General features: G+C 64.0%; 12 protein-coding genes and 1 pseudogene. 4 read left to right on the top strand and 9 right to left on the bottom strand.

Annotated features, from left to right (window positions below; genetic code table 11):
• The first annotated feature begins 83 nt into the window (after positions 1-83).
• On the top strand, positions 84-1238 hold the full coding sequence (locus tag C1A30_RS16845) for an acyl-CoA dehydrogenase family protein (RefSeq protein WP_101949341.1): 1155 nt from the start codon (positions 84-86) through the stop codon (positions 1236-1238).
• An 8-nt stretch (positions 1239-1246) separates the two neighbouring features.
• On the top strand, positions 1247-2329 hold the full coding sequence (locus tag C1A30_RS16850; protein WP_101950265.1) for an acyl-CoA dehydrogenase family protein: 1083 nt from the start codon (positions 1247-1249) through the stop codon (positions 2327-2329).
• A 97-nt stretch (positions 2330-2426) separates the two neighbouring features.
• On the opposite strand, the pseudogene C1A30_RS16855 reads toward C1A30_RS16850, so the two are convergent.
• From C1A30_RS16855 to C1A30_RS16885, 7 genes and pseudogenes are all read right to left on the bottom strand, one after another.
• Positions 2427-2997, bottom strand: a pseudogene (locus tag C1A30_RS16855) (pyridoxamine 5'-phosphate oxidase family protein).
• A 29-nt stretch (positions 2998-3026) separates the two neighbouring features.
• Positions 3027-3401: a DoxX family protein gene (locus C1A30_RS16860; protein WP_101949343.1), complete on the bottom strand. Its 375-nt coding sequence runs from the start codon at positions 3399-3401 to the stop codon at positions 3027-3029.
• Positions 3402-3408: 7 nt separating this feature from the next.
• Positions 3409-4599, bottom strand: coding sequence for a cytochrome P450 (locus C1A30_RS16865; RefSeq protein ID WP_101949344.1), 1191 nt, complete (start codon positions 4597-4599; stop codon positions 3409-3411).
• A 32-nt stretch (positions 4600-4631) separates the two neighbouring features.
• Positions 4632-6152 (bottom strand): bifunctional 3-(3-hydroxy-phenyl)propionate/3-hydroxycinnamic acid hydroxylase, encoded by a 1521-nt coding sequence (locus C1A30_RS16870; protein WP_101949345.1) that lies wholly within the window; start codon positions 6150-6152, stop codon positions 4632-4634.
• Entirely contained in the window at positions 6149-7981 is a 1833-nt protein-coding gene (locus tag C1A30_RS16875; protein ID WP_101949346.1) for an AMP-binding protein, read from the bottom strand. The genes C1A30_RS16870 and C1A30_RS16875 overlap by 4 nt, the downstream gene beginning before the upstream one ends.
• The gene (locus C1A30_RS16880; RefSeq protein WP_101949347.1) at positions 7978-8916 is read right to left on the bottom strand and encodes a fumarylacetoacetate hydrolase family protein; all 939 of its coding nucleotides are present in this window, start codon (positions 8914-8916) and stop codon (positions 7978-7980) included. Before C1A30_RS16880 ends, C1A30_RS16875 begins: the two co-directional genes overlap by 4 nt.
• A complete protein-coding gene (locus C1A30_RS16885) occupies positions 8913-10043 on the bottom strand; it encodes a VOC family protein (protein WP_101949348.1) in 1131 nt (376 codons plus the stop codon). Before C1A30_RS16885 ends, C1A30_RS16880 begins: the two co-directional genes overlap by 4 nt.
• Positions 10044-10148: 105 nt before the next feature.
• Here C1A30_RS16885 and C1A30_RS16890 point away from each other — a divergent pair, with 105 nt between their 5' ends.
• Positions 10149-10787, top strand: coding sequence for a TetR/AcrR family transcriptional regulator (locus C1A30_RS16890; RefSeq protein WP_101949349.1), 639 nt, complete (start codon positions 10149-10151; stop codon positions 10785-10787).
• A gap of 84 nt (positions 10788-10871) precedes the next feature.
• On the opposite strand, the gene C1A30_RS16895 is transcribed toward C1A30_RS16890, so the two are convergent.
• Both C1A30_RS16895 and C1A30_RS16900 read right to left on the bottom strand, forming a co-directional pair.
• On the bottom strand, positions 10872-12698 hold the full coding sequence (locus C1A30_RS16895; protein WP_101949350.1) for an acyl-CoA dehydrogenase: 1827 nt from the start codon (positions 12696-12698) through the stop codon (positions 10872-10874).
• A 132-nt stretch (positions 12699-12830) separates the two neighbouring features.
• Positions 12831-13511 carry a DUF427 domain-containing protein gene (locus tag C1A30_RS16900; RefSeq protein ID WP_101949351.1) on the bottom strand — a complete coding sequence of 227 codons (681 nt, stop codon included), beginning with the start codon at positions 13509-13511 and terminating at the stop codon, positions 12831-12833.
• Between the two features lie 652 nt (positions 13512-14163).
• Between C1A30_RS16900 and C1A30_RS16905 the strand changes: the two genes are divergently transcribed.
• Positions 14164-15537 (top strand): NAD(P)/FAD-dependent oxidoreductase, encoded by a 1374-nt coding sequence (locus tag C1A30_RS16905; RefSeq protein WP_101949352.1) that lies wholly within the window; start codon positions 14164-14166, stop codon positions 15535-15537.
• The last annotated feature ends 120 nt before the right edge of the window (positions 15538-15657 follow it).

Below are 15657 nucleotides of genomic sequence, written 5' to 3' on the forward strand. Positions count from 1 at the left end.
TAGCCCGGCGTCACTGGATCCGAACACGCCCTGCACAATCAAAGGAGAGTGCCCAGCACGTCCGCGATAGATCGGGGTTGACCTTGAAACTGGCGTTGAGGAGCGAAGATGCTGCCTTCCGCGAGGAACTGCGCGAACTGTTCACCACCGAGATACCGGCCGAGATCCGGGACCGGGTGCGGGCAGGCCACCCGCGGTTTCCCGACGACATGGTGACCAGCCAGCGGATCCTCAATGCCCACGGGCTGGCTGTGCCGAACTGGCCGGTGGAGTGGGGCGGCAAGGACTGGACGCCGTTGCAGCGGCAGATCTGGATGGACGAGCTGCAACTGGCTTGTGTGCCGGAACCGCTGGCGTTCAACGCCAAGATGGTCGGCCCGGTGATCGCCCAGTTCGGCTCGCAAGAACTCAAACAGCGGTTCCTGCCGCCGACCGCCAACCTGGACATCTGGTGGTGCCAAGGCTTTTCCGAGCCGGAGGCGGGGTCCGACCTTGCCTCACTGCGCACCACCGCGGTGCGCGACGGCGACACCTACGTCGTCAACGGCCAGAAAACGTGGACGACGCTCGGCCAGTACGCGAACTGGATCTTCCTGCTCGCCAGGACCGACCCGAATGCCCCCAAGAAGCAGGCAGGCATCTCGTTCCTGCTGGCCGACATGTCGACGCCGGGCATCACGCTGCGACCGATCAAGCTGATCGACGGCAGTTACGAGGTCAACGAGGTGTTCTTCGAAGACGTCCGGGTGCCTGCGGACCAACTCGTCGGCGAGGAGAACCAGGGCTGGACGTATGCGAAGTTCCTGCTCGGCAACGAGCGCACCGGCATCGCCCGGATCGGCACCACCAAGGTGTGGCTGGCGCAGGTGAAGGAACGGGCCGGCGCCCTGCTCGAAGACCCGCTTTTCGCGGCCCGGGTCGCCGAGGTGGAGAACCAACTGCTGGCGCTGGAGTTGACGCAGATGCGCGTCACCCGCACCTCGGATGACGGCACGCCGAACCCCGCATCGTCGATCCTGAAACTGTGCGGCAGTCAACTGCAGCAGGCGGTGATGGAGCTTCTCGTCGAGGTGGCCGGGCCCGATGCGCTGCCGTTCGGGGCCGGCGACGACATCGACACGCCGGTGTGGGCGCAGGAAGCCGCGCCGAGGTATCTCAACTTCCGCAAGACGTCGATCTACGGCGGCACCAACGAGGTGCAACGCAGCATCATCGCGTCGACGATTCTGGGATTGTGAGCGAGAGCATGGACTTCGACCTGACCGAAGAGCAGCAGCTGTTGCGGGACACGACTCGTGAATTGCTGTCGCGCAGTTACGATATCGAGCGCCTCAACAAGGTGGCCGACACCGATCTCGGCTGGAGCCGTGAGGTGTGGAACCAACTCGCCGAGGTGGGGATTCTCGGCCTCGGTTTCGATCCGAGTGAATCCGGTCAGATCGAGATCATGGTCGTCGCCACCGAGATCGGTAGGCGGTTGGCCCCGGAACCGGTGTCGCACGCCGCGCTCGTCCCCGGTGCACTCGTTGCCGAACTGGGCAACGAGCAGCAGAGGCAGATGCTCGACGACGTCGCGTCGGGCGGCACGTTGTTGGCGTTCGCGCATCTGGAACCGGGCATGCGCCGCCCGTCGGACAAGATCGGCAGCACGGCGCAGCTTTCCGACCGGTGGACCGTCACAGGGCGCAAAAACCCTGTGCTGGCAGGTGATTGCGCCGACGTCCTGGTCGTCAGCGCGAAGTTGCCCGACGGCGGCGTCGGGCTGTTCCTCGTCGAGGGGGTGAACGCGCAGCGGCGGGCCTATCGAACGTTCGACGGCCAGCGGGGCGCCGACATCCACCTCGATTCCACCGCCGCCGAACCGCTCGGCGATGGTGGGAACGCAGGCGAACACATCGTGCGGGCGGTGATCCGTTACCAGTCGGTGCTGTGCGCAGAAGCTGTCGGGGCGATGGAGGAGGCGCTGCGGCTGACCACCGAATACCTCACCAGCCGAAAGCAATTCGGGGTGACCCTGAACAAGTTCCAGACGCTGACGCAACGCGCTGCGGACATGTACGTGTCACTCGAGTTGGCGCGCAGCATGAACTTCTACGCCGCGATGTCGATAGCCGACGGCACCTTCGACCCGGTGATCGCCGCACGCGCGAAACTGCAGATCGGGCGGTCGGGACGACACATCGCGCAGGAGGCGATCCAGATGCACGGCGGTATCGGGATGACGGCCGAATACCCGGTCGGCCATTACGCCGCCCGGCTCACCGCGATCGGCAACACGCTGGGCACCACCGACGACCAACTGCGCACGCTGATCGGCAACATGCGCTGACCTTTGCGGCGCGAACGTTCCGTACCGCTCGAAAAATCGGCAAAATTTCGAGCGGTAAGGAACGTTCGGCGGCAACGCCGATATGCGACTTGCAGGATCAGCACGGGCGCGGGATCGGGTCGGCGGCGTTCCAGGCGACCGAAGACGATCCCCAGTGCGTCAACTCGGTTGCTTGTTCGTTCACGTGCAGATGTCGAGGCGGCGTCGCGAACGTCGCATACGGGCGACAGCGGATTACCAGGCGGTCCTCACGTTCGGCCATTCCTTGGACGAATGGCCGGGCTTCTTCACCAGCCTGCTGTCCGGACATCCGCCAGCCAACGCCCATCATCACGTCGGTGGTGAGCTCGGGATCACGATCGATGACGGCGTCGGCATATACCTGCAGAAAGGAGAATGGCCAGCGCTCGTCAAGCACACACAGACTCACTTTTCCGTCCCGCGCAACGGCGTTCGCTTTCGCCCGTCCGGCCATGGTGGAGACGAGGAGCTCGTCGTCATCGGTGGGTACGTAGTAGACGATCGACATCGCCGGTCCGTCGTGGCGACGGCGGTAGCCGAACACGCACGTCCGGTGCGTGCGGACGAACTCGCGCCGCTCCGAGGGAAGCATGTCGCGAATCGCCAGGCGGAGTGAAGGCTTCGGAAGCCGGTGGTAACAGGTTCAATTGGGTTCCTTTCAACTGCGATTGAAGATTTAGAGGTTGAGCGACAGCGGCGTAGGTGGCCCGGCGGCCAACACGACAACGGCGATGGCGAGCGCCGCCGTGAGGACGGCCGGCGCCATGGCCAGGACGTTGTCCCGTGCCCTGACGTGGTAGCCGATAGCGCCAGCCATCAGCAGACACACGGCGGCACCGGTGACGACCGAAAGCGCTGGAATGGCTATGCCGAGCAAGAGGCCGACGGCGGCTCCCACCTGAGCTAGGCCGATCATCCGTTCCAAGGCGACGCTGACGCCCAGATGCTCGGAGCTGGCGCGGACAAAGCTGAGCTGTAACGCCTTTGGTGCTCCAGTGACGGCCATCTCCACTGCCAGTAGAACAGAGAAAACGATGAAAGCGATATGCATGGCACTCCTATGCGGCGATCAGCTTGAGTGGCAGGTGCTGATGGCGATGGATGACGTTGTTGATCGCCCATGTCGGCGACCCGGTGACCTCGATGCGGTCCACCCGGTCGATGAGCGCGCGCAGCATGGCCGTCGTTTCCAACCGGGCCAATGCCTGACCGGCGCAGGCATGGGCGCCCTGCCCAAAGCCGATGTGCCGGCCGGCGTCGCGACGGATATCAAACACGGCAGGTTTGTCCCACTCGCGTTCATCGCGGTTTGCCGACGCGTACATCACCAGGACGCGGGCACCGGCCTCTATTGTCACGCCGCCGATTTCGGTCCTCTGGCTGGCGCGACGTGCGAACGCCCGCAATGGCGGTTCGTACCGGACGACTTCATTGACAGCGTTCGGCATCAGTCCAGGGTCATCTTTGAGCAGTTGCCATTGGTCGGGGTGGTTGGCGAACAAGTACAACGCATTGCTGATGGCGCTCATTGTGGTGTCAATGGACGGGGCGAGATAGTCGACCATCAGTGGCGGGCACTCGCGATGCGCCAGCTTTCCTTCATCGGCGGCGATCAGCAGTTCATGTGCCATGCTGCCTTCGAGGACGGTGCGTTCGCGCACGATGCGGCGCGCGAAACGCAGCATCCGCAACGCGCCGGGGATCGCTTTGATCGCTTGCCAGTTGAGCGGACCGAGCACGTCGAAGGTCGCCCCGGCCCATTCGATGAGGTGATCGCGTTGGTCACGGGGCCAACCGATCAGATCGGGCACCACAGCCAGCGGGAGCGCAGCTGCCAGGTCATTGACGCCGTCGATCTCTCCGCCCTTCAGTGCAGCATCGACGACGGCGGCTGCCATCGAGTCCACGCCGTCGCTTACGGCGCGCAGCGCTCGCGGCAGCATCCCGTGTGCGAGGAGCCTGCGTCGCTGATCGTGTTCTGCGCCATCGCTATTGAGTGTCGTGCCGCGGGACAAGCGGTTGGAGATGCGATTGAGGGCTACCCCCTCACCTGACAGGAAGGTTTTGTCATCGCGCAGCACTGACTTGCACTCGCTGTAGCGCGGCAGCGCGTACACCTTGTGCCGCGCCAACCACACCACCGGGCCGAGATCGCGCAGCCGCTGATAGTGCGGGTAAGGATCCACAATGGTCTCGACTGAGTAGATGTCTGCTCTGTAGACCGGAACACCGGCCGGCGTGCGACGCATCCGTACTCCTTTGTTGGTGTGGAAGGAAGACATCAGAACCTGCCTGAGGTTTGGAACCGGGGCACGGCTGCGCACAGCGCGCTCAAATCTCTGTCCGCACGCATGACGGTGCGATCGGGTCGGATGATCGCAGCGGTGGCACGCCCACGGCGCAGCCAACGAGCCAGCTCGCTGCCGGGTGGGGCGACGTGAAGGACAACGCCCATTTCGTTGAGCGCGGCCTGCTGAAATGCGAGCGGTCGCGTCGTGGTGACAATCGCGAAGCCGATTCCCAACACGGTGTCGAGCCGGTCTCCATCCACTACAACGGGATTCGGGCACAAGCTGCCGGCTAGTTGCCAGGGGCGTCGCGCTCCACGGACCAACGAGGATCGGCGCAGCGGGGGCGTTCGACTCTCGACGAGCTTGTCGCGCAATCCAGGGACCAAGTGCAGACGCGGGACGACCAATCGGCGGATCACATTGCCGACGTCACCGCCAGCGGTCATGGCCCAACCCATGCTCAACGCCATGCCGATCATGAAGCGGGTGTGCGGTTTTCGTTCCTGCTCGTAGGTCTCGAGGGCGCTGGATAGCAGCTCGCCGTTCAGCACCCCTGCAAGCTTCCACGCCAGGTTCATTGCGTCGCGCAGCCCGGCACCCATGCCCTGTCCGATGAACGGCGGCGTGAGGTGGGCGGCGTCACCCAGGAGGAAAACGTTGCCCCGGCGCCACTGCTCAGCGAATTTGGCGCGGAAGGTGTACTCGGCGACGCGGAGCAGCGTCAGATCCGCGGGTAAGACCCGGCCGGTCCACGGTGTGATGAGCGGGCGCAGTCCATCGAGAGTGCCGAAGCCGTCTGCGGTTTCGCCCGGCAGCAATTGAAATTCCCACCGGTAGCGGGTCTCGCCGATGCGCATGTAGGTCGCCGCGCGGACCGGATTGCATACCTGGTGGACACCTTCCCACTGCCCGAGGTCGGCGCTCGTTTCGATATCGGCGACCAGCCAGCGCTGGTCGAACTCCAAGTCGCGCATGCGGGCGCCGATACGAGACCGCACCACGCTGTTGGCACCGTCACACCCGAGCACGTAGGCCGTTTCGACGACATGCGTCGCCCCGTTCGAGCGATCGTTGTACGTCACCAAAACTCGGCCGTGCCCATTGTCGACGATGTCGGTGACCTCGACATCGCCGCGCAGCTCCGCGCATGGGTAGTGCTTGAGATTCGAACGTAACAGCGCTTCGAGGTCAGGCTGGTCGAACATGTTCGCCTGCGGGAACCCGTGGACGCTGTGTGCCGGGTTGCGCTGGAATTCAGCCAGTACCCGCGTTGTGTTGTCGAGCAATCGCAACCCGAGGGCGGGCCGCGAGATGGCGGCGAACTCGTCGGCGATGCCGAGACGCGCCAGGATCCGGTAGATCTCGTCATCCAAATGCACCGCACGCGGCTGTGGATACACGGAGGTCCAGCGGTCGAGGACCAGGCATCGGATGCCATACTGCGCCAGCAGGGTAGCCGCGGTGACGCCCGTCGGCCCGGCGCCGACGATGACGACGGGAAAGGTGGTCACGACGTCTGCTCGAGGCGGGTTGACATCGGGTACCGGCCGAGAGTGTCCTCGACTGCCGCGCGGTCGGCGCAAAGATTGAGGGTGACAGTGACCACGGGGGACCCGTCTTCGACCACCGTCGCGATCGATTCGATTCCGGCGTGGTCGGCCAGGGCGTCGGTAGCGGCGGCGTATGCGGCGTCGGCGCGCAGCGGCAGTTTGTAGAGCTTGCCGACGGCCGTGACCGGCAACGTATCAATGATGGTGACACTCTTGGGCGCTGCGGCCTTGTCGGCGACATGCTCACTGGCCCAGATGCGTAACTGGTCACCGGTGATCGTGCACTCCGGCGCGAGGGTCACGTATGCGACCGGGATTTCGCCCGCATGGCTGTCGGGGCGGCCTACCGCTGCCGCACCCGTGACATAGGGATGTCGGAGCAGGGCGTCCTCGATGGTGGCTGGGTCGATGTTGTGACCACCGCGGATGATCAGATCCTTCGCCCGGCCGTTCAGATGGATGAAGCCCTCGGAGTCGATCCACGCGAGATCCCCGGTGTCAAGCCATCCGTCGACGAGTTTGCCTTGCCCGTCGATTGCGAAACCGTCACTACCGCAAGCGGCTACATATCCGGGAAATACAGTCGGCCCGCTGATGAGAAGGCTTCCGACCTCGCCGACGGGAAGGTCATGCCAAGATCCGTCGGCGTCGATGCGCACGGTCTTGACTTGTTGGTAGGGGAGCCGCTGACCGACCGATCCTTGGCGCTGGACATCGGGGAAGCTGCGTGCGCTGGCGCACGTCGCCTCGGTCAGGCCATAACCCTCGAGCAGTCGAATACCGGTGTGCGCTTCGAAATCCCGTCGCACGGAGACGGGTAGCACGGAGGCGCCGACCAAGGCAAAGCGCAGGCTGGAGATATCTGCGTCGACAGCGCACTGCGCCAAGACACCGTAGACGGTTGGCACGGCACTCATCGAGGTGATGGCGTAGCGCTGCACGATCTTCCAGAAGTAGGCATACAGCGCCGGGTCCCGATACCCGAGTGGGCCTGCCCAGATCACCTCCTGACCGCGCAGCATCGGCGCAAGCAGGGTGACGACGAGCGCGTTGACGTGAAACAGCGGCAATGCCGCGAAGATCTTTGCGTTCTCGTCGAGGACGGAGTTGGCCGCGATCATCCACGCGTCGGCTACCTCGTTGGCGTGGGTGTGCGCGGCCAGCTTCGGCGCACCCGTCGTGCCACCAGTGTGAAACAGCGCGGCCAAATCGTCTGTCGCAGGCGGCTTCCCATAGAACGCTGACCCGTCATAAGTTGCCGCCATCGCGATTCCGCCGGTTCGAGGAAGAGGCAGGACCCTGTCAACGACCCCGGCGCTGGCGAGATGTTGCGCGGTTTCCCAGCTGTCGGCATCCAGTTCGGGTGACGCGGCGATCAGCACCCGCGCACCGGAGCGCCTCAGAAGTTCCGTGATGTGGTCCGCGGACAGGCCACTATTGAGCGGCGCGGCGATGCCGGCCAGCTGGGCCGCCAACGTGGCGGTGATCAGTGCATCACAGTTGGGAGCGAGCAGTGCGACGGCATCGTTACGCCCTACGCCGATGTCTCGCAACAGATTCGCAGCCTTGTGCACGTCGGAAAGCAGCACACCGAAGGTACGATGCGTCGCGTCCTCCCAGTTGGTCGCGTCACGAAGGACTGTCACTGCGGTTTGGTCTGGCCAGAGTGTCGCTGCTCGTGATAGCAGAGCGTAGGTCGATTCAGGTAAGCCTCTCTGCGCCAAAGGAATCGACTCGATCTCTTTGAGATCGGACGGGGTGATGTAGCGGGGCCAGAGCAGGTCGGTCACGCGTACCTCACGACCGTGCGCTGCGTGCCGAGATCGACGGTGCCGTCGTCGGTGGCCACGGACAGTTCGACCACGTCGCCGTGCTGCAGGTACTTGTCGTTCTTGGCTTGCTGCTTGAAGAACGCGTTCCACTTGACCGTCGGCGGCAGCAGCGAGCTGATCGTCTGGACGATCTTCGGAGGCGCGCTGAGCGCAGTACCGACTGGCGTTCCGGTCATGATGAGATCGCCGGCGCGGAGGTCCTGGAACCGTGCGAGTGATCGCAGTGTTTCCAGAGGCTGGTAGATCATATCGCCGTCGACGAGCATGTCCTGCCGCAGTTCTCCGCTCACCCGCGTTTGCAGTCGCAGATCGCCGAAGCGCTTCAGCTCGTCGGCATCGAGTAGTACCAGAGCAGGACCGACGGGGGTGAACGTCGGGTACGACTTCGCTTCGTAGAACTGGGTTTGCGGGAGCTGGATATCCCGGGCCGAAACATCGTTGGTGACAACAAGGCCCGCGATGTAGTCGTTGAGGTTCGACTCGCCGATCTCGGTCCCGACAGGGATGTCGCGGCCTATCACCAGACCGATCTCCACCTCGTAGTCCAGGAACTTGACGTGGGACGGCTTGACGATGTCGTCGAACGGTCCGCTGATGGACGCGGACGCTTTGCGAAAGAAGGTCAGTGGAATGGTCTTCGGGTCCATGCCTGCGTCGGTGACATGAGAGACGAAGTTGGTCATCTGCGCGACGACGCGACACGGCGCCGTCACGGGGGAGAGCAGGTCGAGGCTGTCGACGGCCACGGTGTCCGAATCGTGGGTGGCCGCTTCAATGGCTGCCCGGTCGGCCAACAGCTCGCCGGTCGTGGCTGCGGTGGTCTTGATTTTCGCTGCGCCGACGGGTGTTTGGACCCACCAGGCGTCGACGGTACGCAGGACGGAAATGGTCATGAGGTGGCTACTTTCAGGAGGCCGATGAGGCGGTTGATGTTGAATTCGTTGTCATCCCGTAGCGCCGCGATCATCGACCGGGCTTCGTGAGGGATCGATCGTGGATCGGTGCCGAGGAAATCCTTGCTCGCCCGTGGGCCCCACTGGGCGAGGCCCGAGGCGGTGAACGGTGCCCACCCCGGTTCTAGGGTCGAGTCGAACCTGTCGCCGTCGGCGAAGTGCTCGACCATGAAGCCGTCTGGGTCGCGCCAGTAGTCGAACAACTGGCTGCCCTGGATGTGGCGGCCGATTCCCCAGGAGCGGAAATACCCTCGCTCTCTGAGGTATTCGCCACCGGCGGCCAACGCGTCGAGATCGCATACCTGATACGCGGAATGCACGTACCGGTTCGCCGGTCCGAGTGCGAGCGCCAAAGTGTGGTGGTCGGTCGGCGTCGCCCCGCGATCACAACGCATGAAGCTCATCGTCGGCCCACGGTCGCGTTGGCCCGGGTAGTAGAGAAAGTCGCTGACGATCATGCCGAGGTTGTCGAGATACCAGTCCAGCGTTTCGATGTACCGCGTGGTTTGCAGTACGAGGTGCCCGAGTCGCTGCACCTTGGTGGGTTCACGAGGCGGACGCTGTGTGGTGTTGACCCGCCGTATGTCGTGTCCGACGTTGAAGATTTGCGGGGTTTGGGCGGGCAATGCATCGAGCGGATGCATGCCCGCGACCACGTGCACAGGAACGCCACTCGGGTCGAGCAGGTCGACCGTCACCCCGCCGATCGCGTCTGGCAGTGGCGCGACGCGCGCGCCAGTCGCGTTAGCCAGGCGCAGCAGGTCCGCCTCGTCCTCGGCCGTGTAGGCGGCTCCCAGGAATCGGGTGCTGGAGCCGCGTCGAACAATCACGCAAGGCGCGCCGGCGTCCGTGCCGCGGAGCAGTAACTGGTTCGAGGTCCGCAGCACGGTCGCGAACCCGAACGCGTGGGCAAAGGCCTCTGCCCGGTCCAGGTTGGGCTTCTCGAACACCAGCCAGGCGATGTCGGCAACCTTGATCACCGGGTTCGGTGACCGGCCGCGATGCTCGCCCTTGCGGCCACCGTCCTCGCTGTGCAGCTGATTATGAGCTCCGACCAGGTCATTCACCGAGGGCTCCTCTCTGACTGACGAAATCGTCACATACGACACAACGCTCAGTCAATACATTCTGACGAAATCCTCAAAACTGAGAAGATCTGCTATGGTGTCGTCGTGACCCCGGGGGACGAACCGGTCAACCGGCTGGAACGGCGCAAGCAGCGCACCCGCGCAGCGCTGATCCGTGCGGCGCAGGCATTGATCGCGGCGGGGAAACTCAACGTGCCGGTGCTCGAGATCACCCAGGCGGCGGACGTCGGAATGGGGTCGTTCTACAACCATTTCGACAGCAAGGAAGAACTGTTCGAGGCGGCGGTCGCCGATGTGCTCGACAACCACGGCGCACTGCTTGATCAGCTCACTGAAGCGATCGATGATCCCGCAGAGACATTCGCCTGTAGCTTTCGGTTGACCGGCAGGCTGTTTCGGCGCAGGCCTCAGGAGAGTCAGATCCTGCTCGTCAACGGTCTCAACCTGATGTGGTCAGAGCGGGGTCTTGCTCCGCGCGCGTTGCGGGACATCGAATTGGCCACCGCGGCAGGGCGATTCACGGTCGATGACCCCAAACTGGCGTTGGCGGTCGCCGCAGGCGCCTTGTTGGGACTCGGCAAGCTGCTGAAAGAGGAACCGGAGCGCGACGATGCCGCAGCGGCCGACCGGGTGACCGAAAATGTGCTGCGGCTGTTCGGGCTCCCCGCCGATGAGGCACACGAGATCTGTCAGCGCCCACTTCCCGACATCGCCACGTCCTGACTCGCGGAGGCGCGAACGTTCCTTACCGCTCGAAAAATCGGCAAAATTTCGAGCGGTAAGGAACGTTCGGCGACGGGGGCGAGGCTAGAACGCGGCCTCGGGCAACGTCATGATGTCGTTGTCCAGATGCTCGATGATGCCGCGGACCGCCGCGAGGTTCGGCAGCATGTTGGCGGCGAAGAACGACGCGGTCGCGATCTTGCCCCGATAGAACGCATCGTCACCCTTGGCGGCCGCCAGTGCGGCGCGGGCCACGTTGGCCTGCACCAGCAGACGCCACCCGATGATCAGGTCGCCGACGGCGAGCAGATACCGCACCGAAGCGAGGCCGACTTTGTAGATCTCCGTTGGCTGTTCGGCCGCCGCCATCAGATAGCCGGTCATGATCGCCGTCATCGCCTGGACATGCTCCAGTGCGGTGCGCAGTTGTGCGGCCTGCGTTTTCAGCTCGGCGTCGCAAGTGTCGATCGTCTTGGTGATCTGCGCCGCCACGTGGGCCAGCGACTCGCCACGGTCGCGAACGATCTTGCGGAAAAACAGGTCCAGCGCCTGAATTGCGGTGGTGCCCTCGTACAGCGAGTCGATCTTGGCGTCGCGGATGTACTGCTCGATCGGGTAGTCCTGAAGGAAACCCGATCCGCCGAGGGTCTGCAGCGACTCGGTCAGCAGCTCGTAGGCCCGTTCGGAACCCACACCCTTGACGATCGGCAACAGCAGATCGTCGACACGGTGGGCCATCTCCGGGCTGGCACCCGAAACCAGGTGCGCCACATCGTCGTCCTGATGCGCGGCGGCGTAGAAGTACAGTGCCCGCAAGCCCTCGGCGTACGCCTTCTGGGCCATCAGGCTGCGACGTACGTCCGGGTGGTGGAGGATCGTCACCCGCGGCGCCGACTTGTCGGTCATCTGGGTCAGGTCAGCGCCTTGGACCCGCTCTTTCGCGAACGCCAGCGCGTTGAGATAGCCGGTCGACAGTGTGCCCGCCGCTTTGACGCCGATCGTCATCCTGGCGTTCTCGATGACGGTGAACATCTGCGCGATGCCGTTGTGGACGTCCCCAACCAGATAGCCGACAGCCGGAACGCCGTGCGCGCCGAACGTCAATTCGCATGTGGGGGAGGACTTCAGCCCCATCTTGTGCTCGAGCCCTGTCGCGAAGACACCGTTGCGCGGACCGAGTTCGAACGTCTCGGGGTCGAACAGGTACTTCGGCACGTAAAACAGGCTCAGGCCCTTGGTCCCCGGGCCCGCGCTCTCGGGGCGGGCCAGCACCAGATGGAAGATGTTTTCGGCGGTATCGCCGACGTCACCACCGGAGATGAACCGCTTGACGCCTTCGATGTGCCAGGTGCCGTCGGGTTGCGCGATGGCTTTCGCCCGGCCCGCGCCGACGTCGGACCCCGCGTCGGGCTCGGTCAACACCATGGTCGCCGACCAGCCACGCTCGATACCCGCTGCTGCCCAGCGCTTCTGCTCGTCGTTGCCCTCGACGTACAACGCCCGCGCCATCGCCGGACCCAACGCCCACCAGAACGCGACGGACGGGTTGGCGCACAGCAGCATCTCGTTGATCGCCCACACCAGGGGTGCGGGTGCGTGCACTCCGCCGATCTCCTCGGGAATGCTGACCCGCCACCACTCCGAGTCCTTGATGGCCTGAACCGATTTCGCCAACTCACCCGGCACGCTGATGGTGTGGTGCTCCGGATCGAAGACGGGCGGGTTCCGGTCGGCTGCGGCGAAGGATTCCGCCACCGGACCCTCCGCGAGCCGAGCGACCTCGTCGAGCATCGTGCGTACCGTGTCCGCATCGAGATCGCCGTAGCCGCCACCGGCGAGTACCTCGTCGATGTTCAGCACCTCGAACAGGTTGAACTCGATGTCACGGACATTGGCGATGTAGTGGCCCAACGCAGTTCCTTCCGGTTTAGCAAACTGCAAAAAGTGTGGCTGAGCGGGGAAAACGTACGCAACCGTAACCAGGCGCAACCTACGGTGACGGAACCGTAGGGTCTGAGGTCGCCGACGACGATGTGACCGGTGTCACACCTGGCCGGGCAGCTCGGCGGCCACCTCCGCGCGCGTGTCGTCGAAGCTGAGAAAGTCCTTGATGGGCATGCACTCCGGCGGCGGATCCTGATAGCTCCACGCCACGTCTTCCACGACGGTGTCGCCGACCGCGGCCGCCCAGTACGTCGCGTAGCCCTTGTAGTTGCAATAACTGCTTGTCCCGGTCCGTCGCAGCAAGTCGGTGCGGACGAGAGCTGGATCAACATAGAGCCGAGGGGTCAGCGCGGTTTCGAAGACGACCGTGGTGTCTGCGGTGTCGACGAGTGTCACGCCTCCGACGATGACCCGGAGCCGCCGCCGGGACGGGCGGCAATCGACCCGGTGGTACGGGTTCGGCGGGTAGTGGACGAGCTGACGCCCCTCCTCGAACCAGGTGTCGACGGCGTCCCACGGCACGTGGACATATCCCGGCGCGTGCGGTTCGGGCCGGCCCGCGAGGTGGCCGACTTCTGCTGCGGGAAACACGTAGCTGAGCGGGTGGCCGCGTCGGTGCACCAGCAACGCCCGCTCGGTATCGATGACCGTCTGTCCGGCGCGGATGGCCTGTACACGTCGCGGATGCGGTTCGACGAACACCACATCCTCGGGCAGCGGCGAGGAGAACCATCCTGCGGGATCTTCGCTGAGCGGACCACGGCCTGCCACGAGACTCATGCCCTCAAAATACGTGACTACGAGTGTGGTGGTGTTGCTGGGCGCGATCAATACCCGCCAGTCATGGCTCCTAACCCGAATATGCGATGCCGAACTGTTCGGTCGTTGATGAACGTCGAACCCGCACAGTCCATTTCAATTCATGTCAGTTTGCTTCACGGAAGATCTACGCAAAGCGGTGCGTATTAGTAAGTACCGTTCCCCGGCCTGTATCCGTCAACTGCAAGCCGGGGACGGCACAAATACTCGGTGTACCAATATTGTTCGGATCTCGACGACGAATTGAGAGCGTTATCCAAGAAATAGACGAAGGTCTTCTCGGACATTACGAGCAGCGACGCCTCACAAATAGAGTCAGGGCCGAGAATGCGCCACGAGATCTGCGGATGCCGGAGCCGATCATCGCTGCGACGACAAATGACGTTGTGGGGCTGCGCCTTACCGTGTATGGCACCTGTGCCGTGGTCGTACTCGGGTGCCTCGCCCTGGTAGCAGTCGTCCTCCGCTGAGAGCCAGTCAATCCTTGTGCTTACCTGATATCGAGATGTCAGTGTTCTGGAGATTGTCGATCACTCACTGCGGAGGTGTGTGATATACCTCGTTTTCCGACGCGTGACTGAAGCGTTTGGTTGTGCCGTGCGTTAGCCCCGTTATGACGAGCGCATTGGTGTTGGGGGCGAGCATGAGCGGATTGCTTGCCGCCCGAGTACTTTCCGACTTCTACGAAACGGTCTCGGTGGTAGAACGCGATGCGCTTCCCGCGGGTCCGAAGATGCGAAAGGGTGTACCCCAAGCCAGTCATGCCCACGTCCTGCTTACCCGAGGCGCCGATACTCTGGCCGAGCTGTTCCCGGGGCTGCTCGACGAGCTCGATGCAGCCGGTGTGCCGAAGTGGGATGACGGGGATCTGTCGCGGCGCGATATTCGGGTAGGAGCTCGCCAGCTGAGCAGGCACGGGCGAATGCGCCGTCCGTTGCGCGATTATCGGCCGAGTCGTCCGCTGTTGGACGACGTCGTTCGTCGACGTGTCCGTGCCATCGCGAATGTCAGGTTTTTCGAGCGCCACGAAGTCGTTTCGTTGACCTCGAGCACAGACAACGGTCGTGTGACCGGCGCCGTCGTCGCCAACCGCGCGGCCAACGAAACGTCGAGAATTGCAGCAGACCTGGTTGTCGATGCGACGGGGCGCGGGTCGCGGACACCGGTGCTCCTTGAACAACTCGGTTATCGGCGACCCGCCGAGGATGAGTTGATGATCCGACTCACCTACACCAGTCAATGGTTTCAAATCCCGCAGGGAACCATGCCCGTCGACGTCGCCGGTGTCTTCCCGGAGGCCGGCCATACCAGCGGGTTCGCCCTGCTGGAAAACGAGGGGGACCGGTGGGGCCTCTCTGTCGGCTCGACGGGGGGCAACGAGCCGGCCGAGGATTGCGCCGCCCTCCTGTCGTTCATCGAGGACATCGCGCCGCCCGACGTGCTGGATGCGCTTCGGGCGGCGAAGCCGGTCGGCAGCGTCAGCAAGCACCGCGTGCCGTCGAACCGGTGGCGGCGGTACGACAAGATGCGGAGAATCCCGGACGGGTTCGTCGTGATCGGGGACGCGTTCTGCAGTTTCAACCCCGTCTATGGCCAAGGCATGACCATCGCCGCGTTGGAAGCCGTCACGCTCAGGGACTGTCTGCGGCGGGGGCGATCGCAATTGCCGCAACGGTATTTTCGTGCGACTGGGAAGCTGGTCGGTGCCGCCTGGCGGACCGCCGTGTCGTCGGATTTGAGTCTGCCCGGAGTGACCGGCCCCCGACCACTCTCGGTGCGGTTGGCAAACGCGTACCTCGAGCGCCTGCTGACCGCGGCCGAATCCGACCCGGCGGTCACCGAACAGTTCCTGAGGGTCGCCGGGATGGTCGACTCCCCGGTGCGGTTACTGCACCCAGTGATGATCCTGCGTCTGCTGATGGGTCAACGCCGACCCGTTGAGCGCCGGCCTGACTGCCGCCCGGTGACATTTGTCACGCAACCATGAACACGTGCGACGGCGTTTGAGATGAGGTGGGACCTATCGTTGCGTCGTCAAAATTGGCTGTTTGCCAGTGGGATTCAAACCGAAGACGGAGCGCTGTGAGGCGGTAGCGGCTCGTCATCC

Origin of the sequence: Mycobacterium sp. 3519A (genome assembly GCF_900240945.1) — a bacterium.
Taxonomy (GTDB): domain Bacteria; phylum Actinomycetota; class Actinomycetes; order Mycobacteriales; family Mycobacteriaceae; genus Mycobacterium.

Bases quoted from the DNA above. Each gene is read 5' to 3' on its own strand.
- C1A30_RS16850 (WP_101950265.1), top strand. From the start codon at position 1,247: ATGGACTTCGACCTGACCGAAGAGCAGCAGCTGTTGCGGGACACGACT.
- C1A30_RS16860 (WP_101949343.1), bottom strand. From the start codon at position 3,401: ATGCATATCGCTTTCATCGTTTTCTCTGTTCTACTGGCAGTGGAGATG.
- C1A30_RS16865 (WP_101949344.1), bottom strand. From the start codon at position 4,599: ATGCGTCGCACGCCGGCCGGTGTTCCGGTCTACAGAGCAGACATCTAC.
- C1A30_RS16880 (WP_101949347.1), bottom strand. From the start codon at position 8,916: ATGACCATTTCCGTCCTGCGTACCGTCGACGCCTGGTGGGTCCAAACA.
- C1A30_RS16900 (WP_101949351.1), bottom strand. From the start codon at position 13,511: ATGAGTCTCGTGGCAGGCCGTGGTCCGCTCAGCGAAGATCCCGCAGGA.
- C1A30_RS16905 (WP_101949352.1), top strand. From the start codon at position 14,164: ATGACGAGCGCATTGGTGTTGGGGGCGAGCATGAGCGGATTGCTTGCC.